Origin of the sequence: Bartonella sp. HY038, from assembly GCF_014117425.1 — a bacterium.
In the GTDB taxonomy this organism is placed as follows: Bacteria; Pseudomonadota; Alphaproteobacteria; order Rhizobiales; family Rhizobiaceae; genus HY038.
This window is the reverse complement of the sequence record NZ_CP059725.1, coordinates 1,837,141-1,862,590: the sequence shown is the minus strand read 5'-3', so window position 1 is coordinate 1,862,590 and position 25,450 is coordinate 1,837,141. Positions and strand designations below refer to the sequence as shown.

Sequence of the window (25,450 nt, the reverse complement as noted above, 5' to 3'; positions counted from 1 at the left end):
ACAATTCTACATATAGCAATGGCTTTTTCCTTTATTTAAATATTAAGGAAAAAGCCATTGCTATATGTATAAGTCTTTTGTTGTTTAATTGGCTGCAAGATTTGATTTTATAAATTAATCGTGAGTTTAGCAAAGAAGTAAACTTATCTAAATGTCATAATAATGGTTATTAATCATATCGCTGCAAAATACTTCAAGTGTTGCGCAGTCCTGCTGTTGCTTGATCTTAAAGTGGGATACACCAATAACCATTATTCAAAATAAATTTAAAAATTGCTTCTGCATTTTAATAGGTGAAAACAATGGCACAGGCGCAACCAAGTTGGGGGCAGCTTTTAGGCGGAAAGAACGGTATTCGCTCAATCACATTAGTTGGTGGTGTGGCGCTTCATGCGATAAATGTCTATATTGTTGTAACGATTTTACCTTCTCTTGTTCAAGATATTGGTGGAGAGCGTTATTATTCATGGGCTGCCACGCTTTTTGTAACTGCATCTTTAATTGGGGCGGCACTTGTTTCAAAATTATTAGCACTAATTGGACCAAGAACGGCTTATATTATTGCTGCCCTGATTTTTGCGATTGGTACATTAGGCTGTGGTTTTTCACCTACCATGCCAATTTTTCTTTGTTTCCGTGTTATTCAAGGTTTTGGCGGTGGTATATTGCTATCTCTGACCTATAGTATGGTGCGCATTGTTTTTGAGCGCCCCCTATGGCCGTTGGCAATGGGTTTAATATCGGGTGTTTGGGGCGTATCTACTTTATTGGGGCCTGCGATTGGTGGTATTTTTGCAGAGTATGAAAGTTGGCGTTGGGCATTTTGGTTGGTCAGTATTTTAGCTTTTCTTTTTACGTTTTTAGCTTATGCGGTTTTGCCGCAACGCTCGCAAAACCATCGTGGCAATTCTATTCCCATTTTACAGCTGTCCTTGTTAACTGGTCTTGTTCTTGTTATTTCTGCTGGCAGCGCCATGGAAAGCAATTTAGCGAAAATTGGCGGCCTTATTTTAGGTCTTGCGGCATTTTTTGTTTTGGCAATTGTTGATAAGCGTGCCAAATATCGCTTGTTGCCTGATGGGGCTTTTTCACCCTCTTCTCAGTTGTTCGCCATTTATGTTTTGATGCTAGCGCTTTCTATTGCAGTTAATGGTGCAGAATTATATCTCCCTTTATTTTTACAGGTTTTACATGGTCTAAGTCCATTGCCTGCCGGTTATATGGCGGCATTAATGAGTATAGGTTGGACGGCAGGGACATTGCCTAGTGCAACGGTAAGGGCACAGCATTTGCCAACACTTATTAAATCAACGCCATTTTTATGTATCATCGGTATGCTAGCCCTATGTTGGCTCGTGCCAACAATGGAAACATCAACAGTTCATTTAATTGTGGTGTCTTTCGCTTTATTTATCATCGGGGTTGGCGCAGGTACAATCTGGCCTCATCTTTTGACCAGAGTTTTGCAAAGTGCTAAGGAAGAGGATGCTGATCTTGCAAGTGCTTCGCTTACATCTGTGCAGCTTTTTTCAACTGCATTAAGTGCAGCAATGAGCGGGACCATTGTCAATTTTGCTGGCCTTACCAATCCCGGCGGCATAGGTGGCACAATAATTGCTGCGCAAGCACTATTTGTATTCTTAATTATATTAATGTTATGTGGCATGCCTTATGCTTGGCGCATTAGCCATCATATCAAAAATGACGATGCAAATTGAAGTAGTTGTTTAGATTAATTAGCCGCTATGCTAGCATTGTTTTTAAAAGCACTTTCCAATTATTTAAAATTATTTTAAAAGTTAACCATCAAAATTTAAGGAAACTGCATGACCAAGATGCTTGTTAATTTCGATTCCGACTGTAATAGCAATGTCATCGACCTTGCATGTGATATTGCTAGTTTTTCTTATAATATGCATAAGCAATCGCAAATAGCTCATTGGGCATCTGTTTGGACATCTCACGGGCAGACTAGCCCGGCGTTTTTACTATCCATGACTATGGATGAGTTTATAAACGATTTTATAAAAGATACTGCTGCACAAGAAAAAGTTTTGAATACTTATGACTTTATAAAGCTAGAGATATCTTTTTTTTCCTTGGATGAAACTTTCGATCACATCGAGAAATTAGCGCGAAAAAAGCAGCTTATCATACAAATCGATGATTTTGAAAGATTGCCAGATTTGCTAGCTCTATTACCGCGTTTGGCTTCTTGTGGAGTCTATGGGGTAATGCTCGCGCCAAGTCATCATCAAAATAAACTAAGTGGACAGTTTTCAATTGTCGATATGGGCATTTTCATTGAGCAAGCCCATAAAAATGGTTTGAAAGGCTGTTTAACTGGTGGCATCGAGGCACCAGATATTCCAAGACTTCTACCTTTTGTACCCGATATTTTTTGCTTTGATGAAGCACAATTTAAGACAAATACTGGGTTGGACAAACAGCAAAGTGACCTTATACGTTCGCTTATTCCACGCGAAAAAGAAGATGTTGTCTGTAGTGATGCATTGGGAACAGACCGTATTTTAGTGAATAATTTCGTATTGCCTATGGCCATAGGTGCCTATAATCATGAGCGTAACCGGCTGCAAAAAGTTAGGTTTTCAGTTAAGGCAGATGTTTTACGCTTATCGGTTAATCCAGAAGACATGCGTCATATTTTTTCCTATGACCTTATCATTGACGGCATTAAGCGCTTGGTTCTTTTAGGCCATGTGGATTTGGTTGAGACCTTAGCAGAACGTATTGCTGCTTTTATTCTTAGCTATCCGCGTGTGCAACGGGTTATTGTAAGGGTTGAAAAATTGGAGCTTGAACCAGAATCTGTCGGCATTGAGATAGAGCGCGTGAAAAAGTCCCATTGATCTCAGATATAACATGTTAAAAGGTTCCCTAAAGCTTTATTATTAGGGTAGATTTCTTTGGCTTTTTATAAGTGTTGTTATACATTTATAGCAACACTTTAAATTGCGTATGAAATAGTCTTTTATCAAACTTATGGTTGTACTCACGCGATCTTCTTGCGCTGCACTTAAAACAGGTTAAAGAATTTTAGCTAGGTGGGCTTACATCTTTTGTGGCATTTTCATTACCATTATTAAGCTTCTTACCCAACTGGCTAAACTCAAAAACAGCAATAAAAATAAGCGATAAAAATAACGGTATGATAAGGTAGAGCAAGCGAAAGACGATGAGGGCGGCAATGACATCAGAGTCGACCATATTGGGCATGCCTGCGATAAATATTGTTTCAAGTACACCTAAGCCACCAGCAGGTGCAGTTGATAATAAGGTAACCGAGAATGAGGCAAGAAATACACCAAGCACCGTGATAAAACCTGGGTTGCCTGCATCAGGCAATACAGCATATATAATGCCCGCTGCACCTAATAATTCAAGTGGGCCAATAATAAGTTGTTGTACAACAATGTTAAAACGTGGATAGGTCAATTGAAATTTTTTGCCAATTTTTAATGGCTTAAATTGCAAGATGCTGCCTAGAATATAAAGCCCAACAAGGCCAAGCAAAACAAAGCCGATGGTTAGCGCAACCCAGTTTGGTATATCGACATGAAACAATTGAATGAGCTCTGGGCGCAAAACTAGCACCAAGCCTGATAGGACAATTGTACCAAGTGCAAATGTAAAGGAACAAAATCCAACAAGAACGGCAATTTCCGGCCCGCTTAGGCCCTTTTTGCTATAAGCACGATAACGCACAACTGCGCCTGAAAAAACTGATGCGCCTATATTATGAGACAAAGCGTAAGTGGTAAAAGAGCAAATGGTTATAAAAAGCCAAGAAATATTCTTTTTGCCAAGATGTTTGAGAGCAATGCGATCATAACCTGCAAGTGCAGCATAAGAGGCAATTGCGAAGAAAATAGCCAACAACCAATGATGTAAATCTAGGCTGCCAAGCCGATCAAAAACCTGTGCCCATTCCATTCCTTTGAGTTTGACATAGAGAATGCGAAATGAAACGAGCATTACTATGATGCCTAGAAGTGGCCAAAGATATTTTTTGAATTGCTTCATCTTCACGCCTTTGGTCTTTCAAAATTCATTTCATATATCCTATTTTCATCATCGGAAACGTTTGTAACCATTGATGAATCATCTACACCATCTTTTAATAGATGCGTAATAATCCCATTAGCAATTTCTTCGGCATCTGTCACAACAATATTGGCTCCTAAATCTTTTAAATATTGTGCTTCAGCATCAGATAATGCATGGGCAATAATAAATAAATTTTTATTGAGTGATTGGGCATTGGTAATAATTTGCCCAGCTTCAAACGTATTATGCATAGCAAGGATAAGTTCTCTAGCTGCTTCAATATTAGCAGAATCAAGCACTTCTTTATCTACACCATTACCGATAAAAGTTTCAAACATATTGCTACGAGCTTTTTCAGCTAAGCGAATTGCATCTTCAATGATAATGACTTGCTTATTTTGATTTTGAAGAGCATTTGCAACTCGTTGCCCTACATCACCGTAACCGATAAGGACCAAATGGTCACTTTTATCGCTTTTTATTGGCTCATCAATGTCTTTTTTTTCTGCTATCTCGGTAACTTCGCTGTTGGTTGTTTTATCAAGACGATGTTTTATTTTTTCTGCTAGGATAAAAATCAATGGATTAACTAAAATGGAAATAATTGCGCCACCTAAAATAAGATCGCGGACATTTTCATTTATTAATCCTAAGTTTTTTCCAAGTGCTGCAAGGATGAATGAAAATTCACCGATCTGCGCCAGACTTGCTGAAATAGTAAGCGCGGTTCCATTTGGGCGTCGAAAGAGGCGGACAATAAAATACGCTGCTAGTGATTTACCAATAATGATAATAAATAAAGTTGCAAAAAGTGGGATAAAATCATCAAGCAGCTTTAATGGGTCAAATAGCATGCCGACAGAGACAAAAAACAACACGGCAAACGCATCGCGCAAAGGTAAAGTTTCTTCCGCTGCGCGATGACTAAGTTCAGATTCGCTCATGATCATTCCAGCGAAAAATGCACCAAGAGCTAGAGACACACCAAATAATTGAGCGGCACCAAAAGCAACACCTAGTGCTATTGCAAGCACTGCTAGTCTAAACAATTCACGCGACCCAGTTTGGGCGCTGATTTTAAGCGCCCATGGAATAACTCGGCGACCAACAACCATCATAAGAAGAACGAATAGCCCAACCTTGGCGAAGGTAAGACCGATAATGCCCCAAATATTAGGATTAAGCCAAGCAATCAATGGATCAGAGCTAGTTTGAACTTCACCGCCAAGAATACCGGCAAGGGCGGGTAATAAAACAAGGGCGAGCACCATGGCTAAATCTTCAACGATAAGCCATCCAACAGCAATGCGTCCGCGCTCGGTTTCGATTAATCGGCGTTGCTGCATCGCGCGTAACAAAACCACGGTACTTGCAGTTGATAGAGCAAGTCCAAAAACAATACTGGTGCCAAGGCTCCATCCCATGACAAAGCCAAGCCCCATTCCAAGTAGGGTGGCAACCGCCATTTGGGCTATTGCACCAGGAAGTGCAATAGCTTTGACTGATAACAGATCTTTCATCGAAAAATGTAGGCCGACACCAAACATTAAAAGGATCACGCCAATTTCAGCAAGTTCATTGGCAAGAGCGACATCAGCATGGAAACCGGGTGTATGGGGGCCTGCGATAACACCGGCGAGCAAATAACCAACTAGTGGGGAAATACGTAATCTATTGGCGATTGCACCAAAAATAAATGCAAGACAAAGACCAGAAACAAGCGTGGTAATTAAGGGAGTCGCATGAGCCATCTTACATTTTTTTCCAGCAGCTAATTTTGATCGGTTCTATCTTTATAAGAGATGGTAATCATTAAAAAACAGGTATTTTTTGTTATACACAAATGAAATGGGGTAAAGGTTTCAGATAATCCATTTTGTAACTCGTCAACGTCCTTTAAAACAAAATTTTAAATCGATATAAGCATGTTTCATAGTTGAATATAGGCATTGATGGTATCGTATTAAAGTGATGCAATAAAAAACTAATCCTAAAGAAAAAGCCGGATGTGAATGCACATCCGGCTTTGTTTTTATTTTGCAGGAACAGCGACGTCTTCACCGCGTGTATTATGGCCTTTTCTTTCCCACCAATTACCCAAGAAAAGAAGAATTGGCGCGGCAATAAACATGGATGACGAGGTTGCTACAACAACACCAATAACCATTGGTACAGCAAAATTATGGACCGCACTGCCGCCCCATATTGCCATTGGCAACATGGCAAGAATGGTGGTTAGCGAGGTAAATATACAACGAACCAATACTTGGTTGATTGACATATCGATAACTTCGCGCAAGGAGGTTTTCTTATAAAGTCGCAAATTTTCTCGCATACGGTCGTAAACCACAACCTTATCATTGATCGAATAGCCGACAATGGTAAGCAATGCGGCAATGGCTGTAAGGTTGAAGTCAAATTGGAAAAGTGCAAAAATACCGACCATTTTGGTTGTATCCAAAACAAGAGTAATAATGGCACCAACCGCAAAGAACCACTCAAAGCGGAACCAAATATAAATGGTCATGGCAAGAGCCGCACAGATCACTGCTATCAAGCCGCTTTTTGCCAATTCACCTGATACTTTAGGTCCAACGACCGCGCTACCTTGGTCAGTGGCATCAGGATAAAGAGCAATGGTTGCCTGTTTCACTTTATCAAGGGCAGCATTTTGAATGTCAGCGCCACCTTCTTGTTGTTGGAGGCGTATCAACACGCTATTATTGTCAGTGCCGACCATTTGCAATGTTACTTCGCCTAGATTCAATTCTTCAAGGCGTGGGCGTAATTGCACCAAATCAACTGTTCCACTGCTGCGCTGCATTTCCACTTGGCTACCACCGGTAAAATCGATGCCATAATTAAGACCCGGTTTGTAAAATAGGAAAATGGAGGCGATTGATAGTACAATAGAAATACCGATGCCCCAAAACCGAGCATTCATGAAGTGAAAATTGGTATGCTGCGGAATAAAGCTCAAGAAAGGGGTAATCCGTAAATTCTTGATTTTGAAGCGGCGAACAACAGCACTCATCATGATGCGCACAATGGTGACATCGGTAAACATAGAAATAACGATACCTAAAATCATGGTAATTGCAAAACCGCGAACCGGTCCTGAACCCTGCCACGCTAAAAGTACCATTGCGAAAATTGAGGTGATATTGGCATCAACAATGGTATGGAAAGCATGTTTGAAGCCGCGATCAAGGGCTGCTAACGCGCCAACACCTTTTCGGCTTTCTTCTCTAATACGTTCATTGATCAAAATATTAGCGTCAACCGCGATACCGATACCAAGAATGATACCAGCGATACCGGGAAGTGTCAGCGTCGCGCCAAGCAGACTCAAAGCAGAGAAGGTCAATACCGTGTGAAGCGCAAGGGCAATATTGGCGATAAGACCCCAATAGCCATAAAGTAAAATAATAAAGATCGCTACAAGGATAAATCCACCTACACCGGTATAAATACCCATCTTAATTGCATCAGCACCAAGGTCTGGCCCGACAGTACGTTCTTCTTCAACCGTAAGTGGGGCTGGTAGTGCACCTGCACGCAGTAACGCTGACGTTGTTGAGGTTTCAGCACTGGTAAATCTACCTGTGATAACGCCGCTACCGCCAAGAATAGCTGATTGGATGGTTGGTGCGGTCAATACCTTGCCGTCAAGGACAATAGCAAAAGGGCGGCCAATATTATTTTTTGTGATATCGCCAAATTTACTCGCACCTTCAGAATTCAATTTAAATGAAATCATTGGTTTGCCAGTTTGGGGATCAAACGCGGCACGGGCATCAGTTAATACGGCGCCATCAAGTGCAACCTTGTCTTCAACAGGATAAAGAGTATTGGGATCGTCTTTATCAGGTAACATGCTGACACCAGCTGGTAAATTGCTTCGATCAACGTCAGTTCGAACAAGGTGAAAGGTCATCTTAGCTGTTGAACCAAGCAAATTACGCAAATGGCTTGGATCTTGCAAGCCGGGTAATTGCACCATAATGCGGTTTGGCCCAACCCGTTGAATGGAAGGTTCTGCAACACCAACCTCATCAACACGTTTGCGTACAATTTCAAGGCTTTGTTCAACTGCATTAGAGATATGATAGGTCATTGCCTCATCAGTAATCGCAACGCGAACTTGATTGCCATTTTCAGTAATGTCAAGATCATTCACCGGAACGCCGAAAGCACCTGTAGAAATAGGATTAATAAGTTCTGTTAATGCCGTAACAGCACGCTGCCTTTGGGTTGCATCATCAACAATTGCAATAATGCCACCGTTTTGCATACGTGTTGATTGAACTGGGATTTTTTCGGCACGAAGTTTTTCACGAGCACTATCAAGCAGATTTCGAAGCCGCTCGCGTTTCATTGCTGCTTCATCAACTTGTAGAACTAAGTAGGAACCACCCTTAAGGTCCAGACCGAGTGTTACGCGGGTATCAGGAAGCCACGGGAATTTTTCTTCCCATGTTTTTTCAGAAAACATGTTGGGGAGCGCAATGACAACGCCTACCAGCAAAATAAAGCTGTAGAGATAAACAAGCCAAGGAGGTGTACGCATTAATTTTATCCAGAATGTAAAAGGAAAAGATTAGCTAAAAAATAATTTGTGCCACAACTAACGTAAAAAGCTATAAAATGCAATTTTCAAGGTTGCATTCTTCGCATAATTACCAAAATATCGACAATCATTATTTAACTAAGATCGCAATTGGGTTATTAAAAACCATTTGCAGCTTTTCGTTTGTTAAATGATAATTAGGTTCGATAAATATGTAAAAGTTTATAGCTGTCGATGTATTATTTAAAAGCACAAAGATAGCTGGTTAATGGCCATCGAAGGAAATTACTTTATCATTAGGCTCAGATAACCAAATCATATGGGTCTATAAAAGATGGAGGTGCGCGTTGTGTGGCGGTAAAGATATGTTGAATAAAGCCATTTTTATTGTTTTTTTCTGCCGACCTTTGGACGTTAAACGTCAATAACAAACTGCTAACACGCACTAAGTTAATATTTTTTCCATTATCTAAATTATCGAATTTAAATGATACGCTATAAGTTTTTGCTGTAAATAAAGGCTGCTTTAAAAAACTTAATGCATTATGGCGGGGTAATCTCTTTTCAATATTGGAAATGTCTGCTGCGGATTTGATTGCTATGCTAGGCAGAATAGCCTCATCGTGTAAATTAATAAAAGTAAAAATATAAAGAAAAAGACCACCAATAATCCACAGAGGAATTGTTGTTATTCCATATCGTATATTGTGGAATTTCGGCAAGGTTAAAAGCATCGGCGATTAAAGGTTCTCTTTATTTTTTGTAATCTTAATAATTTGTAAGAGCTTTCAATATTCTTTTAAGTTTGTTCAATATAGCACTTTTGTGGCAGTTTAAACCGCAACTGTAAAGCTATAATATCAACAAATGTGATAAAACTGTCTTATTTTGGTATTGAAAAAGATACCTAACAATCATTTCAAATCTCAGCTGATAATTTATTGCTGGGCTTGATCTTCAATGGTTATTATGTGCGACCAAAATTTGATTTTAAAAATGGCATTCTTAAATATTGGTAGGTTGGCTTTTAAGGCCCATTAATTGATATTAAGTCTTTACTCTTTTTGCTAAATATTGAGATCGTTTGAACTAATAACAAATTGTTCATGATATATATTCAATTTTCAGCTTTTAAAAATTTTGCGCTCCTTTATATTGAAGGGCTTACAATCCGATAGATTTAATCTATTTAAAATCTTAGTTCTTAATCCTAGTAATTCTAACCTGATTTTGCGGTTTAAACGTGTTGATTTATCTTAAAAGACTATTGCAATGTGCCTTCAAAATTTTTTGCGGTTTGATTGCCTGTATCTCGCTTATTGGTGCTTTAGGTGCTTTTGCGGCTTATGCTCAAACTAGCAATATATCTGGCTCTGGGGTACAAAACGCGGATGCCTCGACTGTCGTACCTGTTACTGATATTATCAATGTTGATGATCTCTTGAAAAACCAACAGGTAACACTACAAGGATTGCAAGATAATTTAACCCAGTTGAAAAACAATTTTCAAGATAAGCAAAATGACGATGCTGCCTTGATTGATATAAGGGCTAAATTACAAAGTCTGGCTACTGATACAGTGCAACAAGCTTTACTTTTGCGCCAACCCTTAATTGATGTTAATTTGAAGTTGGATCAGCTTGGGGCGGCACCAGCTAGCGGTGAAGAGCCAAAAGAAAAAGTTGATGATCGCAAGCGAATGCTGGATCAAAAATCGCAAATTAATAAGCAGGTAACTGATCTTGAGGCAACCTATATATCGGCAAATCAGCTGACAATTAGTATAGTTGAAAAACGGCGTGAGCTTTTTAGCAGCTCGTTAACGCGGCGGGTTGTTTTTAATGAAGCTTTTTTTACGCAAGTGAATACTGCGCGCAAAGACAGTGGATATGCCGTTTCCCAAATTCTATCGAATTATGCTCATTGGGTCGTAAATAATAGATTATTATATTTGGGACTTGCTTTACTTGGCGCATGTTTTGTAGGCGCTTCGATTGTATTTATTGGTCGTCATTTGTCGCATAGGGTGAAGAAAACGGTTTATGATGATGAAAGTGGTATTAGTTATTTAAGGCTTGTTTTAATTGCACTTTTAACCTGTTTAACAGCTACCATTGCAGAAATATTTTTCTTTGAAACTTTTGCCTATATTTTTACTTATAACTACAAGTTTCCAACTGATATTGAGGTGATGTTCGATGCTTTTGACCGCCTTTGCTTCCTCGTTGTTTTGATAGCTTCAATCGCACGCGCATTGTTTCGTCCAAGTGCTAAAGATTTAGCTTTGGTGGATATTACACCAATAGCTGCGCGTAAGTTAAATATTATTCTTTGTACGATTGCATTAGTGTTTGGCATTAATTGGTTTTTTGATGATGCTTATCAAGTTGTTTCGGCTGCTTTGTCTTTGTCAATCGCCAAGGACTTTTTTGGTATTGTTGTTATTGGTATCTTAATCGTTTTGATTGCCTTTGTTAAGCCTGGAAAAAAAGAGCCAGCATGCAGTTTTGTTCCATTCCCACGTTTCATACGTTATCTTATAATTATTGGTGGTGTGACTCCCATTTTATGTGCAATCTTTGGATATGTAGGGATGGGGCGTTTTATTATCCAACAAATTGTTGTTGGTTTTGCCTTTTTAATTTTGATATATTTGGGTTTAAGTGTTAGTCGCACACTAACTGGCGAAGGGGCATTCGCACAAACGCGAGTAGGCCAAACCATAGGCAAGTATTTTAAGGCTGGCCCAGCTACTCTCGATCAGCTTGGTTTGTTGGCCGGTGTGTTAACGGCTGTTTTGGTCTTAATTTTGTGTTTGCCGCCTATTTTGATGCAATTTGGGTTGTCCGGTGATGAAATTTTTGGCACCCTAAACCAAATATTGACCGGTTTCCAAATTGGAAATGTTTATGTTTCTATAACTGGTATTGCCATTGGGATCGGCTTTTTTGTCGGTTTTTACGCTCTTTTCCGTTGGTTTATTCGTTGCTTTGATAATGTAATTTTGGCTCGTGGCCATGTTGATGCAGGTATTCGAAATTCAGTTAAAACGATTGCTGGTTATGGGGCTGTTGCGCTTGCGGGTATGATAGGTATGTCCGCCGCAGGGCTTAATCTTTCCAGCCTTGCACTGATTGCGGGCGGTCTATCACTTGGTATTGGCTTTGGCTTGCAAAATATTGTCCAAAACTTTGTATCTGGTTTGATTCTGCTTGCCGAGCGACCATTTAAGGTGGGGGATTATGTAGAGGCAGGAACTGTGCAGGGTACTGTGCGCCGCATTAATGTTCGTGCGACTGAAATTGAAACTGGACAGCGAAACACCATTATTGTTCCAAATTCCACTCTTATTAATGGCAATGTCGGTAATTGGACTTTGCGAAATAAAATTGGCCGTATTGATTTAACCTTTACGATTCCGCTCGCTTTTAAGCCAGAAGAAGTGCCTGAAAAACTATTAGCTATTGCCAATTCTGTTGAAGCAATCATGCGAAAGCCTGAGCCATCAGTGGAATTTGTGTCTTTTGATGATTTAGGGCTTGTTTTTACCCTTTATGTTTACGTGCCTGATATTACGTCAACCACTGCAATTAAAAATACTATTCGTATGGGGGTGTTTAATGCATTTTATGCGGATTGGTCGAAAGCGGTTCAGGCTTGGGAGCAACGTAATTTCCCGCAATATAACGATGTTGCTGTATCTGAGGCGGATGAAGGTGAACATAAAGATAATCATGAGCTTCTAAAAGACAATTCCACACCCGAAAACTCTAAGCTGCCAAAGCAGAAAGTTGAAAAATGACACATAAATTAGAAGTTAAAAACAATAAAGTGCTCAAATCATTTTCCTTTGCGCTTGCTATAAATTTTATTGTTGTGTCCATTTTTTCTTTCGGTGCGGCAGCAGCAACAATTCAAAATAGCGGTGATAAAGCCGCAATTATTATTGTTGCGGAAGGTGCAACCCGCCGTGATTATTCGGTTGATCCACAAAAGCAAATTTCTTTTTGCTTAAAGGGGTGCTTTATTACCCTTGCTAATGGTGATCGATATGCACTTAATGGTAGTGAAGTCATCGAAATATCGGGAAATCGTATTAGCTTCCATTAAGTTAAGCAACAAAATTTTTTTACGCTGAATGATAATGCTGGGTGAGGCGCGAAATGGCCAATTCAAACTATTAGAGTTGGTAGATGTATTGTTGACGCGATGATCCGCTTAGTCTTTTTTTTTTATGTTAGTATTAAACAGGAAAGATTTCAAAAGTAGGTGGGAATGAGGATAGGATAGTGGGATGCAAAGTAAATTTATTAAATTTTGCATTTAAAGCCTAGCAGTTAAGCTATTTCGATATTTTCCTTTTAATAATATAAGCTATTATATCACCCTTTAATCTTGCTTATAGTGCCGATCATTCGAGTATTATTGGTTTAATGATTGATATGACAATAGGAGAGCTTGAGCGAGGAACGAAAATTTTGCGCTTATATGAAGATGCTGCAAAAATCAAAACAGATTGAGGTGCATATGTAACTTTTTTACCATAGTGCATGATAGAAAGCACGATATTTCCGCATATTTCATTTCAACTAGTTGGGATGAGAAGCCGCTGATAATTATATGTTGGAAAAATATTCATGGTTGGAAAAAAGGGTGAGTTTTTCCAATTACATTCGATATGATTTTGTATGACAATAAAATAAAAGGCCAGAACAATGTGACTGGTACGGTTCCATATCCATAGATAGCATACCTCCCGATTTTTAATGCTCTATCAATCGATCTTGCTTAATTTTCGATAATCGGTTCTTTCTCATTCCTATACTGCTAAATTTTCTCAATTCTCTAATAAAACTCCATTGATAAATATTTATTTTTAAACGTTGAAATTCATATTAATGTTGAAAGGGTGTTGAACGAGCGAACTTATTTCATTCGATTTTTTATAAGCAATAATAAAATTAGTATTAAGCCTTTCTTATTTTCAACATCGCCTTACTTAATTCAATACGGCTAAATTTTGGCGACAAATTTAAAATTTGTGAAAAATTTGCCTGAGATTTGTTTTGTAGCAAAACTCCTATCTCCAATATTGCTTTTAGAAAGCCAGATATTTGATGCACAAGCTTTTGACCACTTGGCAGTTGCAACAAGTATAAGGTTTTACCTATTTGCATATTTTTTTGCACATCAATGCCATTTGAAAGGCTTGACAATGAGTAGCTCCCCTTATTTAGAACATAAAAAGACAACATCTTGGTCTGCTATTTTTGCAGGTGTCGTTTCGACATTAGCAATATTAATCCTATTTTCGTTTTTAAGCACTGCTTTAGGATTTCAAACATTAAATCCTTATGGTAACAATCCATTTGCTGGTATCGGCATGGCGGTTGGAATATCTTCAGTTATAGGGCTTATTATCGCCCTTATTATTGGTGGTTTTATTGCCGGTCGTCTTGCTGGTGCAAACGGTGCAATCCATGGATTTTTAACCTGGTGTGCAGTTTTATTAGTTGGTGCAATTATTACCACTATGAGTCTTGCAGGAGCCGCACGGATAGGGGCATCTGCGGTTTCAAATACGTCTTCGGCGATCGGCAGTGTTGCTGGTAATACTGTATCTCTTTCGGATAATATTGCTCAGTCGTTTGGCTCATCATTACATGATTTAGTTGGGGATCAAAATAGTGATGTTAATAGCGACGATATCCGTCAGAAACTTGACCAGATTTTAAAAAATACAAATATACCACAACTGCAACCTGAAAATCTTCGTTCTGCTTTAGATGCTACGCGTCAAGATGTAAGAAACGCCGTTAATGCTATTCGATATAATCCTTCAAATTACCAAAATATCATTGATAATTTGATGAGTAGCATTGAGGAACGTGCAAAGGGATTAACTGCCAATATTAATAAGCAAGATGTTATTACAGCATTAGAAAATAATGGCATGACGCCAGCTGAGGCGCAAACTGCGGCTAATAATGCTATTAACCTTTATAATAACCGCAGTGAAATTATTCAAAATCAAATCAACACTATGCGTCAAACAATTGCCGAAACGCAAACTTATATGAAACAGCTTGCTGACGAGGCTCAGGCCAAGGCTGATACAGCTAGTGATGCAATTGCTCGTGGAAGTTGGATGGCGTTTATTGGAAGTATATTGGGTGCAATAATTGCGGCCTTTGCTGGGATGATTGGTTTGCGAAGCAGAAAAGATATGGCAGTTTAATCTTTTTTTTGTCAAAGCGCTTCAAAAAATGCGGCGCTTTGATAATTCTTAATAATAAAGATTTATTTCTTCTTTTGATAGCTATCAAATATATGTTTTCCGATAATGGCTATACTAGAATTTCTTTCTTCCATATTTGCTTTAGTATTTTTTATGTATATTGCTATTATTATTGGTTTATCTGTCTTTGGCCAAACCGCTGCTATAATGCCGCGCGAGCCGAAACCGCCGGCTCCAGTTTTGTCGGCAATCTTCCAGCCATTTGGAAGTTTAGAGCGCAATAATGCGTCGGCCACTTTGTCGTCTATCATCCATTGTATCAGTTGCTTGCGTGATGAAGGGCTTAAAAAATTTGAAAACAAAAGCTCTTTAAGAGTGTAAGCAATTGCATTTGGGCTGGTTGTATCTCTTAAATCGCCATTAATTGCACTGTTTAATTCTGGCTCAAAGCGATCAAGGCGCGTGGTGTGATCTTTTAATTGCTTAAAAAAGTGATTCATGGCTTGGGGGCCACCAACCTTTTTATGTATTAAATTGGCAGCCGTATTATCACTATAGCTTACGGCTGCACTACATAAGTCTAGCCAATTCATTGATTTGGACTTGGTTTGGTTTTTAGTGATCGGCGAATATTCGATTATGTCTGTTTTACTAAATTGTACTTTTTCCGTAATATCTATTTGTTTATTATCAAAACTCTTAAGCAATGCGGCGCATATAAGTGTCTTGTGTGTGCTATTGAGAGGAAAAAGTTCATTTCCTTTATAGCTCACTGTTTGGTTTGTTTGAGTGTCGAAAATGGCAACGCCTATTTGCGCATTTAATCTATGCTCTTCATCTTGAACAATCTTTATTAATGCCTTGTTATCAATAGCATGGGCAGGGGAGTTCAAAATAAAGATGAACAATAAACATAATGATAAGCGATGCCACAGATTCATGGTGATCTTTCAAATTGTTCCTAAATTGAAATTAGCTTAAATTGCAATGCCTATGATCTTTAATACAAACTATAATTAAACAATTAAAGACAAACGCAAATCAACGAAAATAAGGGTGAACTTGGTAATCTAGTAAATCTAAAAAGGCCAGTTTATGTGTTGGACCTCTAGGCGAAATCCAAAAAAATCAAATTATAATAGCATATTAAGGCTAAGGATAATTCTAATCGGCGCCATCAATTTTTTATTTCAATGCTAAAAATTGTGGTGCGGACGGCGGGAGCCAATTATCAATTTTAATTATTGTTTTTATTCTGTTTTTTTGTGATTTTTAGTCGAAATGTTGTATTTTTAGTGTTTCGTTTTGTGTGACGTTACGCACCATATATTTAAACGGTGTGAACGAATCAATACGATTTATAAAACCCTAAATAAGGATTGACTCCTGTAAATAAAAATAGAACAATAGGTGAACAAAATAAAAGGATTCGGTTATGAATACAGCACAGCAAAAGGATGAACTTGACCTGCTTATTGAAGCATGGGGTGGGGACGTAAAAGCCTTGCTTAACCAATTATTGCTAGAGCGCGAGCAGCTTATTTATCAAGTGCAGATGTCGGCCAATGCCATGTCGTCTGGTTTTGTTCGCGGTTGGAAGCCAGAAGTTCCTGTTGAATAAATTTAATATAGATTATCTGTAAATTGCATGGGCCTTAATCACCCATGCAAAGTGTGTTCCTAATACTTATTTTAAATGCATATTATTAAGCTAAACCACCTTGAAATGGACTTGCTTTCCTTGTTCCAACAAGCATCATTCTGATTTCACCTGTGCAACCCCGTGATTTGCATTTTGCTTTGTTTTCCACTTCATCAAGATATAAAAAACGATTATCAGCATTAGCCATGATGTCACTTGGCTTTAAAAAATAGATATGCCCGCATTTTTTACATGACATTTCCAATTTTGTATCAGGCTCTAGGTCTTGTATTTGTAATTCTGTTTTCCAACTCATTTAATTCACCAAAAATCTTCTGCTGTGGGTATTCGTGTATAAGATATTTTTCCTCCAGTATGTCCGCCTTTGGGGGGCTTCCAATCGCCCAAGCTAATGATCGTTCCTGAATATTTACTATTTAAACTATCCACCGCTTCATTCACTGCTTCCCACTTTTTGCGTTTTGAATCGTCATCCAACAACATATCTAGCTGGCGTTGGTCCGCTTTTGATAGATTGCACAAACTAACTGAGACTTTGAATATCTTTTCATTTTTTGATAATTGGTTTTCGGCAATCCGCCACAAATCGCCAAGCCCAGATAAGATAGCTTGATCGTCATTGACAACTGGCAGTCTAGAATAATGTGACCAATAATCATTTTGGATTGAAAGCGATAAATATATGCCCGCACAATAAAAATTTTCACGCCGCAATCGCCTTGCAGCTTTTGTAATTAGCAATCGTGCAATTGCATGTGCTTTTGGTAGCGATCGGCTATCGGGTGGCAAAACACGGCCATGACCAAACATACCGCGCTCAGATTCACCGGCTTCTATCTCATAGCCATGAAGGGCATACCATAGGCGCTCGCCAGTGACTGAACGCCACAATTTCCGCATGTGTTTTGGTTGTAAATTAAGCAGGATTTCAGTGTTGAATATATTGGCTTTAAGCAACCGAAATTTCATACGATTACCAATCCCCGGAATATCTTCCATCGGAATTTTTAGTAAAGGTTCTGGCATAATTTGCGGGTGCCAAACTGCTAGTCCATCACCATATTGCTGACCATCATTTTTCTTGCCTGCCTTACACGCAATTTTTGCAAGCTGTCGATTAGCAGCCATACCGATAGAGCAGGTAATAAACTGCCCAATATCATTGTATAATTTTGATTTTATATTATGAGCTAGCGCCTCTGGTGTAGAACGATATTTAGGCTCAATTTTACATGTCAACTCATCAATGCTTTTTACCGCATCAATGGGAATTATGGTTTCAATTGTATTGATAATTGCGTTATGTGCCCGACGATACAAATCAGGCTTTTGAGGGACTATAACTAAATCGGGACAAATTGCTCGTGCTTCCTTAATGCCCATCACATTCTTTACGCCAGACAACTTTGCCTCGCGTGAACACGCAATTATACTCGTTCTATCCGTTCCCTCAAAAGGAACAATGCCAACTGGTTTGCCACGCAAGTTTTTATCCGCTTGTTGCTCAACAGAAGCAAAAAAGCCATCAAAATCCAGATATAGACGTTCAATTTCAGTTGGTTTGCGCATCAAAATAAGACTCACTAAATTAGAATGTTCTTATTTTGTTCTCATTCTCACCGGTTGTCAATCTTCAAATAATTTTGAATTTTGATCACTTAGAGTAAACCAAGCCCTTTCTGCAGCAGCAATTGCATCAACTTGATGCTTTGTGCTTCCACTTTCACGGTCTAATAAATCGCGTGGAGTTATTGTTGGATCAACAACTAGCCACTCCCAAGGTTCTTCATTTGATTGCTCCTCATTGTAGCTAATCTTAACGACTGGAAAATCTTCTTTTGGATGAAGGGCGACGAAATCACGAGGGGCTTTATCCCACGCTCTTTCCCATTTTAGAAGTGGTTTATATGTCATTCATCTATAAGTAGAATGCGATATAAAATAACAAGGGCAAATATTACAAATATCTGGTTTTAAAATGCTAATAATTGTTAATGTGAAATTGTTTTGTGGTCATTAAGCAAGATTTCCTCGTTAATCCTATATCCGCAATAGTAGCTTGTGCCAGATTTGACGCGGCGGATATAAATGCCTTTGACCATAAGTCGCGAAAAGTGCATTTTAGTAAAATAAGGGGCGTGGGCTTTGGCAGCCCATGCACAATAGGTTTTATAAGCTTCATCGGCACTGATGCGGCCTGTTGGGTCTTCAATCAAGCATTGGTCGATAAATTCGCGTAAATAATCTAATAGTTGGTTATTGTGGTTGATTACTGGTTTATCGTCTTCTTGCGCGACAGGTGGTAGGCCAATATCATCCCATAATATTTGTGCGGCCTTACGTCCAAAGATGCGGCGAGACTCTGCCACCAGTCGCAATTTTTCGTCAATATTATCAAGGTCAATTGACGCAGTGCGATATTGCCCCGTTTTGCGGATAGAGGGCAAAACCTCATGGGCAAGCCACCGCTTGAAGCGCTCTGCCTCTGCTTTGCGTGAGCGAAAGACAAGGCGGTATAAACCCGCTTCATTTATAATCGTCATTTGTTGGTTGCCACCAAGGGTGTCGGTATTACCGACACCCTTTTCGTCATCGCACAGAGTAGCTAAGGCATCCCGATTATTTTCAATGCTTAGGCATAGACAAATATCTTTGCCAACAAACCAAGGCTCGCCGTCAATTAGCATTGAGCGCACAACATGGTCTTCAAAATCAAAGGTGGTTAAGGGATTCATATATAAATCCCCTTATATCTATCCATCGCGGGTATCTCGAAAAGACTGCGCATAGCAGTTGCTGGATGCTTATCATTGACCAGCCGATAAGGTTCGCCCTTGTGAAAGCTTTTGCAATCTTGATTAAAATAGGAAGACCAACCATATTTGGGTTCAAAATCGCCGTCTTCTTCAAAATCACTTTCATCAGGTTCAAAATCAGCATCGCCGTCGATTTGATCTAAAAGATTAATTAGGTTTTCAATAATAGCTTCGACTAAAAGCCGCTTTTTATGATAAATTTCATAGGCTAGTTTTTGGGCTAAGACGGATTCATCCGTTAGTTGGGGAATGGAAGTAACAGCCATAACGGCCTCCTGTTGGTATCGGTTCAAAGTACTCCTGTTCAAGGGAGCAAAATAAAGTCGGGTGGTTGAACACGGCCAACAGTCCGCCCATAGCCTTCCCATTACTGGTTTTGTATAACTATGGACACCCGACCATAGCAAGCAAAGCGCTGAAAAGCGTTGCCATTGCGATAATCGTATAAGGAAATTGCAATATCGGTTGCACTTCCGCTGTTGGTGGTGTGTTCAGCACCATGGAAAAATCTGCCGCATAAGCGAATAAATGTCAAGCTGTATTTGATAAACAGAAAATCTGTGCTAATTTTAAAATTCTTTAAAGGGTGGGATGCGTTATGGGGTTCTTACTTGCATTTATATTTTTAATTGGTTGGATTTATCATTGGCGCAAGGCAAAAAAATTGCGTGGCCAGTTGGATATAAAAGATAAGCAAATTGCCCATTTGTTCCGTAGCTCTGTTATTCCCCCACTTGAAGAAGATATTGCAGTTTTACCACAGACTGCAATAGCTGCGATTGAAGCAAAGCCAGTTGAAGCTAAAATTGAGGTGGTTGAACAGCTGAACCAAGACCGTATTGCTGAAATGGAACGCACAATAAGGCGGCTTGAAGGCAAAACAAATAGCAAGTTTCAAAATTGGTTTAATGAAAACTGTCGCCCTGTCCTTGTTGATGCAAATTTTCAAATTGAATATACCGATTTTGAAGGTGTTGTAAGTGAGCGCATCATTACCCCAAAAGAAATATGCTATCAGCCACAACAGAAGGTCTATTATATTTCAGCCTTTTGTCATTCACGCAAAGAAGATCGAACATTTAGAAGTGATAATATCATATCTGCACGCAATCTGGACACTAATCGTGAAATCAAAGAACTTGGCAAATACTTATTAAAAGCACAATATTATTGAGCTTTTTTTACCCTAAACACGTCGCAGAAGGGGCCGAAGGTGCGGGTGTTGTCGTTTTCGTCCTCTAGGTCGTAATTGGTGCAAATGCGGTAGCTTCCGGCACGTAAATTGCAGTGGCTGCCGATAAAGCGGCTTAATGGCATTAAGGTGGTGCCATTGGTATCAAGCTGATAATAGGCATAACCACCACCAGAACAGCTTAAGCTAAGTTGGCCTTGATCTTCTTGGGCATAAATACTGGTAAACCATTGCCCACGCACTGGGCGGTTTACCCTTAAATGATAGGCGATTTCAGGATCTTGTCCTTTTTCAAAATTTGGCACATCAAAGCCTGCGGTAAACCAAGGTTGCGGCGAGGTAGCATCATCAATAAAGCGGGTGATTGGTTTTATAAAAAGTAAGGCGATGAAAGCTAGCACAATAATAGCGCCATACCAATTTTTGCTTAACTCAATATGGGGAAGTTTCATTTTCCACCTCGTAAAATTTGTAATATGCGAAAAAGGTCTTCTTTATTAAGGTCGCTGATAAAGCGCACTGCCGCGTAGCCCGCCATAGCTAAAAGCCCTGCAACACTATTGCGATAGGTGGCGGGATTTAATTCCATCCAATGCATCATCGGCTCAGTAAAGAAAAAGGCGCAAAACAAGCCGGCAGAAATACGGGTGAGGGCAAGCCAAAAAGAATGGCGTGTTGATGTAAGCATGGACACCAAAAGCCCGCCAAGAATTGCGAATATAAAGCCAAGTTGATCCTTAAAATCATTCATTATTGTTGTCCTTGGCGTTATTTTTAGTGGTGGGTTGAAGTGGTGTATTATTTCCAGCACTTTTGTTTTGTTCCAAAGCGGTTGGTTGCAATGAGCCATTTGGTGAGTTGCGGCTCGGTTTTGACCAATTGCGCAGGCTCATTGATTAAGGGTGGCTTGGTCCAACCCGCGCAGGAAAACTTGGCATTCGTCTGACACCCCACCAAGAGCAATGCAAAGGGCATAATCAGAAAGGTGATTAACTTCATTTTGGATCTCGCTAGCGGATTGATAGGCATTAGCGGCGTTTTTCAAGGTGGTTGCCCGCTCAAACTCGCGGCCATAAAAAAGCCGCTTGAAAAAGCGGCTATGACGATTAGGGCAATAATGCCAATTTTATAAAAAGGGGGCATGTGATTCGTATTTCAATTGCGATTTAACTAGATGTATGGTGTAATTGGTCGCTTGACGTACCAAATATAGATTTTTGTTTTTTATTGAATTTTTCAACAATAGAAAATAGCCAACAAAAACAATTTGTTGGTTAGAATTTAGCAAAATTATCAAATAATAGGAAAACAATAATTACCTAACTACTCAACCACATATATTGACAGAAAATTTTTTGTAGTAGATATAGATAAATGCTTGAAAAAGCAAATAATGAACAGAGCAAAAGTTGCAGCTAATGCTCTGTTAAATGTTAACCCAATGAGCTAGCATAGGTATTACAACAACCTGTTCGTACCACGCAAATGCGTGCTGGTCAACAAAAAATCCTAAGCTAGCCTTTTAGGGATTGCTGAAAGCTTAGAGTTATAAGTTGTACTAAACAGCTTTAATTCTACTTTCAATAATCCTTCGAAAGGAAGTGTATATGAATTTGGAATTTTCGTTTGAAATTTCAATCAAAAAAAATAGTAAAACTTTGAAATCCCATTTGTCTGCGACAAACATGCCCGTGGCGTTATTAATACAGTTAGCCATACATAGTGTTTGGCTGCTGATTAAATGTGTTGATCTATGCCATATGATTTTTGGTTAAACGTTTGGAAAGCGCCCTTTTGGGGCGCTTTTTACATTTGTGCTTTCATCGAGCGAATTGCTTTAGTAATGCGGTCTTGGAAAATAAGCCCAAAGATTGAAACAAAAATCAGCGCCGCCGCAAGCGCGGTGATAACACGCCAATCGCCAAGCCAACTGGCGCCACTAATCCCTGCAAGACCAGCAATAGAGGTGATACGCTCCCAAAATGGTGCGGTTTTGTGCAATGGCTTATCCAATTGCTTTGGAATTTTTACCTCCACTACTGGGGCATCAGTGATGATTTTTGGCAAAGCTGCTTTATCTGATAGTTTTACTAAGGCCTTATGCATTTCTGCTCTCGTGCGTGGGCCTGAAATGCCGTCCACCATGATATTGGCAGTTTTTTGAAAGTCTTTAATTGTATCAAAACCAAGTAAGACAAGGCTTGCCTTATCATACCATTGCAAGCGGTCGGCATAGCCATTAAGCCCGCCATTAATGCATTTGGTTACCATTTCAATATCGCCGCGATCAGCATAGCGGTTAATGCGGTTGGTATTCCAATACCAAAAGGCGCAAAGGGCAGACCAAGGGGCTTTGGCGATTTGTTCTGGCTGCTCAATAAAATTAGGCGGCGACATTTTTTCATTAAGGCACCAATTATAAAAGGCAGTGATGTTGGCCTTGCCGGTAATTTGGATTAATCCCCAGCCTTTATATTTTTTGCCATCGCCATCACGTGTCGGGGTATTGCCAAGGTCGGTGCGGATATCATAGCGGTGTTGCGCCTTGGTTGGGCCCCATATTTCTTGGTTGTAAAATAGCCCATCCGATTCATGCAGGATTTGGGCAAGAAATTGTGCCAAGCGATGCGGTAAATCAAGGCCATAGCGCGTGCCATAGCGATTATAAGCATCAATTACGGATTGGATATTATGTTCTTTTGCGCGTGCGCCAGCAATCTGACGCAGCATTTTTGCTGTCAGCTTCATGAGATATCCTTTTTTAAATGGGCAATAAAAAAGGCAGCTAAAAGCTGCCCTTTGAATAATTTAGACTGGCTATGACAAGTTAATCAGAGAGGCGTCCTGTCGTTGCCTTAACATCAATGACATGATCAACTAAAAAATCATAATCGCATTGATAAGTCTGATATTGCCATGATCCAGCGAAAGTTTGAAATTTCACAGAGTCACCTATATACGAAATTATGTGCAGGCGACTATTCTTCCAATTAAAACGCGTAAATTTGGGGGTAGTAGTATCGCTCGTCCATTCAACTCCGTAAGTGGCTAACTGTTCTATAGATTTGCTACAAGCGATTTCAGCATTTTGTAAGAACTTATGGCCCACACACTGTGCACTGTCTAAACATGCTTTTCCCTGCTCAGTTTTGGTTAATGCTTCAAGATAATCTAATTTTTCTTGCAATTCTTGATTTCTAAACTTTTTGTCCGTCAGCATTTCCAAACTACGAGGGTCAATATATAGAGTAGTTTTAAACTCTTGGAGTTTTTTAAATTCTTTCCACTTCTCAGGGTCCGTTATATTTTCTTTCCTAGCGGCAAGGTAATCGTCATAACTTACAAAACCGGTTGGGAAGACTATCCCACGACTGCTATCCTTTAGATAAAAGGCACTGGCAGCCCAGATAATACAACTACTTACCACTATTATAATGCCGACTTTGCGTTTGTTCTTAAAAATTAGCATAATAATCCCAGCAACAAGCGTTACAGGACAGGCAATATATAAAAGTAAGGCGATGAAGTACATTTTTTATCTTTCTAATAACCTAAACGCTCATTACAATTATTACACCTTATTATCAAGGTCACTCCAATCAAGGTCGCGCATTGGTGTTTCGCCTTTGCCTTTTTTAGCCTTTCTTGCTTTTTTCTTTTTTTGCTTTTTGGCTTCATTATCTTTTTGCGGGTTTAAATCGGCATCAATGCTTGTTGTATAGCCAGATTTTGAGATGGCGTGCGTTGCAATTTCAATATTAAAGGCAATGCCGTCAATTTGTGGGCGCATATCTTGGTAGGTGAAAGGCGAGCCTGCCCGTATACGCGGGTCACCGACAATTTGGCAAGATGTGGTTATGGTTTTTGACTTTAACTCCTCACCTTTAGCTTTTGCGGCAATTTTTGCTTCTTCCTCATCGCCAAAAGGTTCGGCTATTTCAAAATCTGCGGTGCCGTCCACATCGCTTTCTTCGCTAAATAAATCGCGCTCTGCCGTCTCGCGGTTTTGCTTATGGGCTTTAACCGATTTGAATTTGGAGCGATGGGAAAAAACAACGCGGGCACTGCCCTCGATGGTATTTTGCGGTGTGGCCGTAAAAGCCAAGAGTTTTTTGCCACTTGCCGATTTTTCACTGCCTTTTTTGGCAAAGATCATTTTGCCATCTTTTACAGTGAAAATTGCGCCATGGCGTTTCGCAAGCCGCTCAATAAAGTGAATGTCACTTTCATCTTGCTGCCCAACCCATTTATAAACATAGGAGCCAACTTCTGGATCCACCATTGGTGAAAGACCATGCTCGCCGGCAATTTCACTTACAATTTCATGAATGCTTTTATTATCAAAATGGCGGCCTTTTTGCGCTTTTAGCCCATCACGCATATCGGCACCTTTGCCATTAATTGACAAGGTATAGGGCTTCATTTTAATTTCAGGATCATCAATGGTATATTTGCCAAAATAAGCGACCCCTGTTTCAAGATAACCAAGCCAAGCTTCGATAACATCACTTTTTTCTGGTATTGCCAAAAATGGATCACCATCGCGCAATTCAAGCGTGATGGTGTCGGATGTAATGCCGCGTTTGTCTGATATTTGAACGGAGATTAGACGGCCATTAAAGCCATCGGCAATGGTTTTGCCATTCACCTTGATGACGGCATGCGGTGTTTTTGCCTCGCTCATCGTTTAATCCCATAAATAGACAAGGTTAAGCTCGTTATTCTTTTCAACTTCTGGCAACATAATGAGCGTGCCAAAGGGTAGGGGCTCGCCTTTTTTGGCAAGACCCGGATTGGCTTCTAATACGGCTTCAACATAGCCGCTTTCATCGCCATAGATTTTGCGGCAAATGCGGTCAAGCATTTCGCCTTGGATGGTTTTATAATGCGCCATAACTTATCC

Annotated in this window: 25 protein-coding genes; 7 read left to right on the top strand and 18 right to left on the bottom strand. The window is 39.6% G+C overall.

The window, feature by feature from the left end:
• Nucleotides 1-302: 302 nt before the first annotated feature.
• The gene (locus H3299_RS08025; RefSeq protein ID WP_182417181.1) at nucleotides 303-1,718 is read left to right on the top strand and encodes an MFS transporter; all 1,416 of its coding nucleotides are present in this window, start codon (nucleotides 303-305) and stop codon (nucleotides 1,716-1,718) included.
• Between the two features lie 108 nt (nucleotides 1,719-1,826).
• Nucleotides 1,827-2,870, top strand: coding sequence for a dihydroneopterin aldolase (locus tag H3299_RS08020; RefSeq protein WP_182417180.1), 1,044 nt, complete (start codon nucleotides 1,827-1,829; stop codon nucleotides 2,868-2,870).
• 187 nt (nucleotides 2,871-3,057) lie between these two features.
• Here H3299_RS08020 and H3299_RS08015 read toward each other — a convergent pair whose 3' ends face one another.
• The 4 genes from H3299_RS08015 to H3299_RS08000 form a co-directional block, all read right to left on the bottom strand.
• On the bottom strand, nucleotides 3,058-4,044 hold the full coding sequence (locus H3299_RS08015) for a YbhN family protein (RefSeq protein ID WP_371739372.1): 987 nt from the start codon (nucleotides 4,042-4,044) through the stop codon (nucleotides 3,058-3,060).
• 2 nt (nucleotides 4,045-4,046) lie between these two features.
• A complete protein-coding gene (gene ybaL, locus H3299_RS08010) occupies nucleotides 4,047-5,819 on the bottom strand; it encodes a YbaL family putative K(+) efflux transporter (RefSeq protein ID WP_182417178.1) in 1,773 nt (590 codons plus the stop codon).
• A gap of 281 nt (nucleotides 5,820-6,100) precedes the next feature.
• Nucleotides 6,101-8,638, bottom strand: a complete 2,538-nt coding sequence (gene secD / locus H3299_RS08005; protein ID WP_182417177.1) for a protein translocase subunit SecD — start codon at nucleotides 8,636-8,638, stop codon at nucleotides 6,101-6,103.
• Between the two features lie 302 nt (nucleotides 8,639-8,940).
• Complete coding sequence (locus H3299_RS08000; RefSeq protein WP_182417176.1) at nucleotides 8,941-9,372, bottom strand: hypothetical protein; 432 nt, start codon at nucleotides 9,370-9,372, stop codon at nucleotides 8,941-8,943.
• A 509-nt stretch (nucleotides 9,373-9,881) separates the two neighbouring features.
• Between H3299_RS08000 and H3299_RS07995 the strand changes: the two genes are divergently transcribed.
• Both H3299_RS07995 and H3299_RS07990 read left to right on the top strand, forming a co-directional pair.
• Nucleotides 9,882-12,440 (top strand): mechanosensitive ion channel family protein, encoded by a 2,559-nt coding sequence (locus H3299_RS07995; protein WP_182417175.1) that lies wholly within the window; start codon nucleotides 9,882-9,884, stop codon nucleotides 12,438-12,440.
• Nucleotides 12,437-12,748, top strand: a complete 312-nt coding sequence (locus tag H3299_RS07990) for a hypothetical protein (protein WP_182417174.1) — start codon at nucleotides 12,437-12,439, stop codon at nucleotides 12,746-12,748. Before H3299_RS07995 ends, H3299_RS07990 begins: the two co-directional genes overlap by 4 nt.
• An 857-nt stretch (nucleotides 12,749-13,605) precedes the next feature.
• Here the strand turns inward: H3299_RS07990 and H3299_RS07985 are convergent.
• Entirely contained in the window at nucleotides 13,606-13,854 is a 249-nt protein-coding gene (locus H3299_RS07985) for a hypothetical protein (RefSeq protein WP_182417173.1), read from the bottom strand.
• On the opposite strand from H3299_RS07985, the gene H3299_RS07980 reads away from it, so the two are divergent.
• Nucleotides 13,854-14,876 carry a hypothetical protein gene (locus tag H3299_RS07980; protein WP_182417172.1) on the top strand — a complete coding sequence of 341 codons (1,023 nt, stop codon included), beginning with the start codon at nucleotides 13,854-13,856 and terminating at the stop codon, nucleotides 14,874-14,876. The two genes, H3299_RS07985 and H3299_RS07980, sit on opposite strands and share 1 nt — an antisense overlap.
• A gap of 62 nt (nucleotides 14,877-14,938) precedes the next feature.
• Here H3299_RS07980 and bla read toward each other — a convergent pair whose 3' ends face one another.
• A complete protein-coding gene (bla, locus tag H3299_RS07975) occupies nucleotides 14,939-15,817 on the bottom strand; it encodes a class A beta-lactamase (protein ID WP_182417171.1) in 879 nt (292 codons plus the stop codon).
• Nucleotides 15,818-16,311: 494 nt separating this feature from the next.
• On the opposite strand from bla, the gene H3299_RS07970 reads away from it, so the two are divergent.
• Nucleotides 16,312-16,497 (top strand): hypothetical protein, encoded by a 186-nt coding sequence (locus H3299_RS07970; RefSeq protein ID WP_182417170.1) that lies wholly within the window; start codon nucleotides 16,312-16,314, stop codon nucleotides 16,495-16,497.
• Between the two features lie 85 nt (nucleotides 16,498-16,582).
• Here the strand turns inward: H3299_RS07970 and H3299_RS07965 are convergent, their stop codons facing one another.
• The 5 genes from H3299_RS07965 to H3299_RS07945 all read right to left on the bottom strand — a co-directional run bounded on the left by H3299_RS07965 (nucleotide 16,583) and on the right by H3299_RS07945 (nucleotide 19,621).
• Nucleotides 16,583-16,834 (bottom strand): hypothetical protein, encoded by a 252-nt coding sequence (locus H3299_RS07965; RefSeq protein ID WP_182417169.1) that lies wholly within the window; start codon nucleotides 16,832-16,834, stop codon nucleotides 16,583-16,585.
• Nucleotides 16,835-16,839: 5 nt separating this feature from the next.
• Entirely contained in the window at nucleotides 16,840-18,108 is a 1,269-nt protein-coding gene (locus tag H3299_RS07960) for a type VI secretion protein ImpB (RefSeq protein ID WP_182417168.1), read from the bottom strand.
• Between the two features lie 57 nt (nucleotides 18,109-18,165).
• A complete protein-coding gene (locus H3299_RS07955; RefSeq protein ID WP_182417167.1) occupies nucleotides 18,166-18,453 on the bottom strand; it encodes a hypothetical protein in 288 nt (95 codons plus the stop codon).
• Between the two features lie 77 nt (nucleotides 18,454-18,530).
• Nucleotides 18,531-19,274, bottom strand: coding sequence for a Bro-N domain-containing protein (locus H3299_RS07950; protein WP_182417166.1), 744 nt, complete (start codon nucleotides 19,272-19,274; stop codon nucleotides 18,531-18,533).
• Nucleotides 19,271-19,621, bottom strand: coding sequence for a hypothetical protein (locus H3299_RS07945; RefSeq protein ID WP_182419792.1), 351 nt, complete (start codon nucleotides 19,619-19,621; stop codon nucleotides 19,271-19,273). The genes H3299_RS07950 and H3299_RS07945 overlap by 4 nt, the downstream gene beginning before the upstream one ends.
• A gap of 332 nt (nucleotides 19,622-19,953) precedes the next feature.
• Here H3299_RS07945 and H3299_RS07940 point away from each other — a divergent pair, with 332 nt between their 5' ends.
• Nucleotides 19,954-20,529, top strand: a complete 576-nt coding sequence (locus H3299_RS07940; RefSeq protein WP_182417165.1) for a WYL domain-containing protein — start codon at nucleotides 19,954-19,956, stop codon at nucleotides 20,527-20,529.
• On the opposite strand, the gene H3299_RS07935 is transcribed toward H3299_RS07940, so the two are convergent.
• From H3299_RS07935 to H3299_RS07905, 7 genes are all read right to left on the bottom strand, one after another.
• Nucleotides 20,523-20,999, bottom strand: coding sequence for a hypothetical protein (locus tag H3299_RS07935; RefSeq protein WP_182417164.1), 477 nt, complete (start codon nucleotides 20,997-20,999; stop codon nucleotides 20,523-20,525). The two genes, H3299_RS07940 and H3299_RS07935, sit on opposite strands and share 7 nt — an antisense overlap.
• The gene (locus H3299_RS07930; RefSeq protein WP_182417163.1) at nucleotides 20,996-21,298 is read right to left on the bottom strand and encodes a hypothetical protein; all 303 of its coding nucleotides are present in this window, start codon (nucleotides 21,296-21,298) and stop codon (nucleotides 20,996-20,998) included. Before H3299_RS07930 ends, H3299_RS07935 begins: the two co-directional genes overlap by 4 nt.
• Before the next feature lie 138 nt (nucleotides 21,299-21,436).
• Nucleotides 21,437-21,592 (bottom strand): hypothetical protein, encoded by a 156-nt coding sequence (locus H3299_RS07925; protein WP_182417162.1) that lies wholly within the window; start codon nucleotides 21,590-21,592, stop codon nucleotides 21,437-21,439.
• Between the two features lie 761 nt (nucleotides 21,593-22,353).
• Nucleotides 22,354-23,295, bottom strand: a complete 942-nt coding sequence (locus tag H3299_RS07920; protein ID WP_182417161.1) for a glycoside hydrolase family 19 protein — start codon at nucleotides 23,293-23,295, stop codon at nucleotides 22,354-22,356.
• A gap of 79 nt (nucleotides 23,296-23,374) precedes the next feature.
• Nucleotides 23,375-24,079 (bottom strand): hypothetical protein, encoded by a 705-nt coding sequence (locus H3299_RS07915; RefSeq protein ID WP_182417160.1) that lies wholly within the window; start codon nucleotides 24,077-24,079, stop codon nucleotides 23,375-23,377.
• A gap of 39 nt (nucleotides 24,080-24,118) precedes the next feature.
• Complete coding sequence (locus H3299_RS07910; RefSeq protein ID WP_182417159.1) at nucleotides 24,119-25,231, bottom strand: phage late control D family protein; 1,113 nt, start codon at nucleotides 25,229-25,231, stop codon at nucleotides 24,119-24,121.
• Nucleotides 25,232-25,234: 3 nt separating this feature from the next.
• Entirely contained in the window at nucleotides 25,235-25,441 is a 207-nt protein-coding gene (locus H3299_RS07905; RefSeq protein WP_182417158.1) for a tail protein X, read from the bottom strand.
• Nucleotides 25,442-25,450 lie beyond the last annotated feature (9 nt).

What these genes read in the sequence shown, in the direction of transcription:
- H3299_RS07920 (WP_182417161.1), bottom strand. Translation starts at nt 23,295, where the DNA reads ATGAAGCTGACAGCAAAAATGCTGCGTCAGATTGCTGGCGCACGCGCA.
- H3299_RS07955 (WP_182417167.1), bottom strand. Translation starts at nt 18,453, where the DNA reads ATGACATATAAACCACTTCTAAAATGGGAAAGAGCGTGGGATAAAGCC.
- H3299_RS07940 (WP_182417165.1), top strand. Translation starts at nt 19,954, where the DNA reads ATGGGGTTCTTACTTGCATTTATATTTTTAATTGGTTGGATTTATCAT.
- ybaL (WP_182417178.1), bottom strand. Translation starts at nt 5,819, where the DNA reads ATGGCTCATGCGACTCCCTTAATTACCACGCTTGTTTCTGGTCTTTGT.
- H3299_RS07960 (WP_182417168.1), bottom strand. Translation starts at nt 18,108, where the DNA reads ATGCGCAAACCAACTGAAATTGAACGTCTATATCTGGATTTTGATGGC.
- H3299_RS08015 (WP_371739372.1), bottom strand. Translation starts at nt 4,044, where the DNA reads ATGAAGCAATTCAAAAAATATCTTTGGCCACTTCTAGGCATCATAGTA.
- H3299_RS07965 (WP_182417169.1), bottom strand. Translation starts at nt 16,834, where the DNA reads ATGAGTTGGAAAACAGAATTACAAATACAAGACCTAGAGCCTGATACA.
- H3299_RS07905 (WP_182417158.1), bottom strand. Translation starts at nt 25,441, where the DNA reads ATGGCGCATTATAAAACCATCCAAGGCGAAATGCTTGACCGCATTTGC.
- H3299_RS08025 (WP_182417181.1), top strand. Translation starts at nt 303, where the DNA reads ATGGCACAGGCGCAACCAAGTTGGGGGCAGCTTTTAGGCGGAAAGAAC.
- H3299_RS07950 (WP_182417166.1), bottom strand. Translation starts at nt 19,274, where the DNA reads ATGAATCCCTTAACCACCTTTGATTTTGAAGACCATGTTGTGCGCTCA.
- secD (WP_182417177.1), bottom strand. Translation starts at nt 8,638, where the DNA reads ATGCGTACACCTCCTTGGCTTGTTTATCTCTACAGCTTTATTTTGCTG.
- H3299_RS07930 (WP_182417163.1), bottom strand. Translation starts at nt 21,298, where the DNA reads ATGAATGATTTTAAGGATCAACTTGGCTTTATATTCGCAATTCTTGGC.
- H3299_RS07910 (WP_182417159.1), bottom strand. Translation starts at nt 25,231, where the DNA reads ATGAGCGAGGCAAAAACACCGCATGCCGTCATCAAGGTGAATGGCAAA.
- H3299_RS08020 (WP_182417180.1), top strand. Translation starts at nt 1,827, where the DNA reads ATGACCAAGATGCTTGTTAATTTCGATTCCGACTGTAATAGCAATGTC.
- H3299_RS07990 (WP_182417174.1), top strand. Translation starts at nt 12,437, where the DNA reads ATGACACATAAATTAGAAGTTAAAAACAATAAAGTGCTCAAATCATTT.
- H3299_RS07980 (WP_182417172.1), top strand. Translation starts at nt 13,854, where the DNA reads ATGAGTAGCTCCCCTTATTTAGAACATAAAAAGACAACATCTTGGTCT.
- bla (WP_182417171.1), bottom strand. Translation starts at nt 15,817, where the DNA reads ATGAATCTGTGGCATCGCTTATCATTATGTTTATTGTTCATCTTTATT.
- H3299_RS07915 (WP_182417160.1), bottom strand. Translation starts at nt 24,079, where the DNA reads ATGTACTTCATCGCCTTACTTTTATATATTGCCTGTCCTGTAACGCTT.
- H3299_RS07935 (WP_182417164.1), bottom strand. Translation starts at nt 20,999, where the DNA reads ATGAAACTTCCCCATATTGAGTTAAGCAAAAATTGGTATGGCGCTATT.
- H3299_RS07970 (WP_182417170.1), top strand. Translation starts at nt 16,312, where the DNA reads ATGAATACAGCACAGCAAAAGGATGAACTTGACCTGCTTATTGAAGCA.
- H3299_RS08000 (WP_182417176.1), bottom strand. Translation starts at nt 9,372, where the DNA reads ATGCTTTTAACCTTGCCGAAATTCCACAATATACGATATGGAATAACA.
- H3299_RS07945 (WP_182419792.1), bottom strand. Translation starts at nt 19,621, where the DNA reads ATGGCTGTTACTTCCATTCCCCAACTAACGGATGAATCCGTCTTAGCC.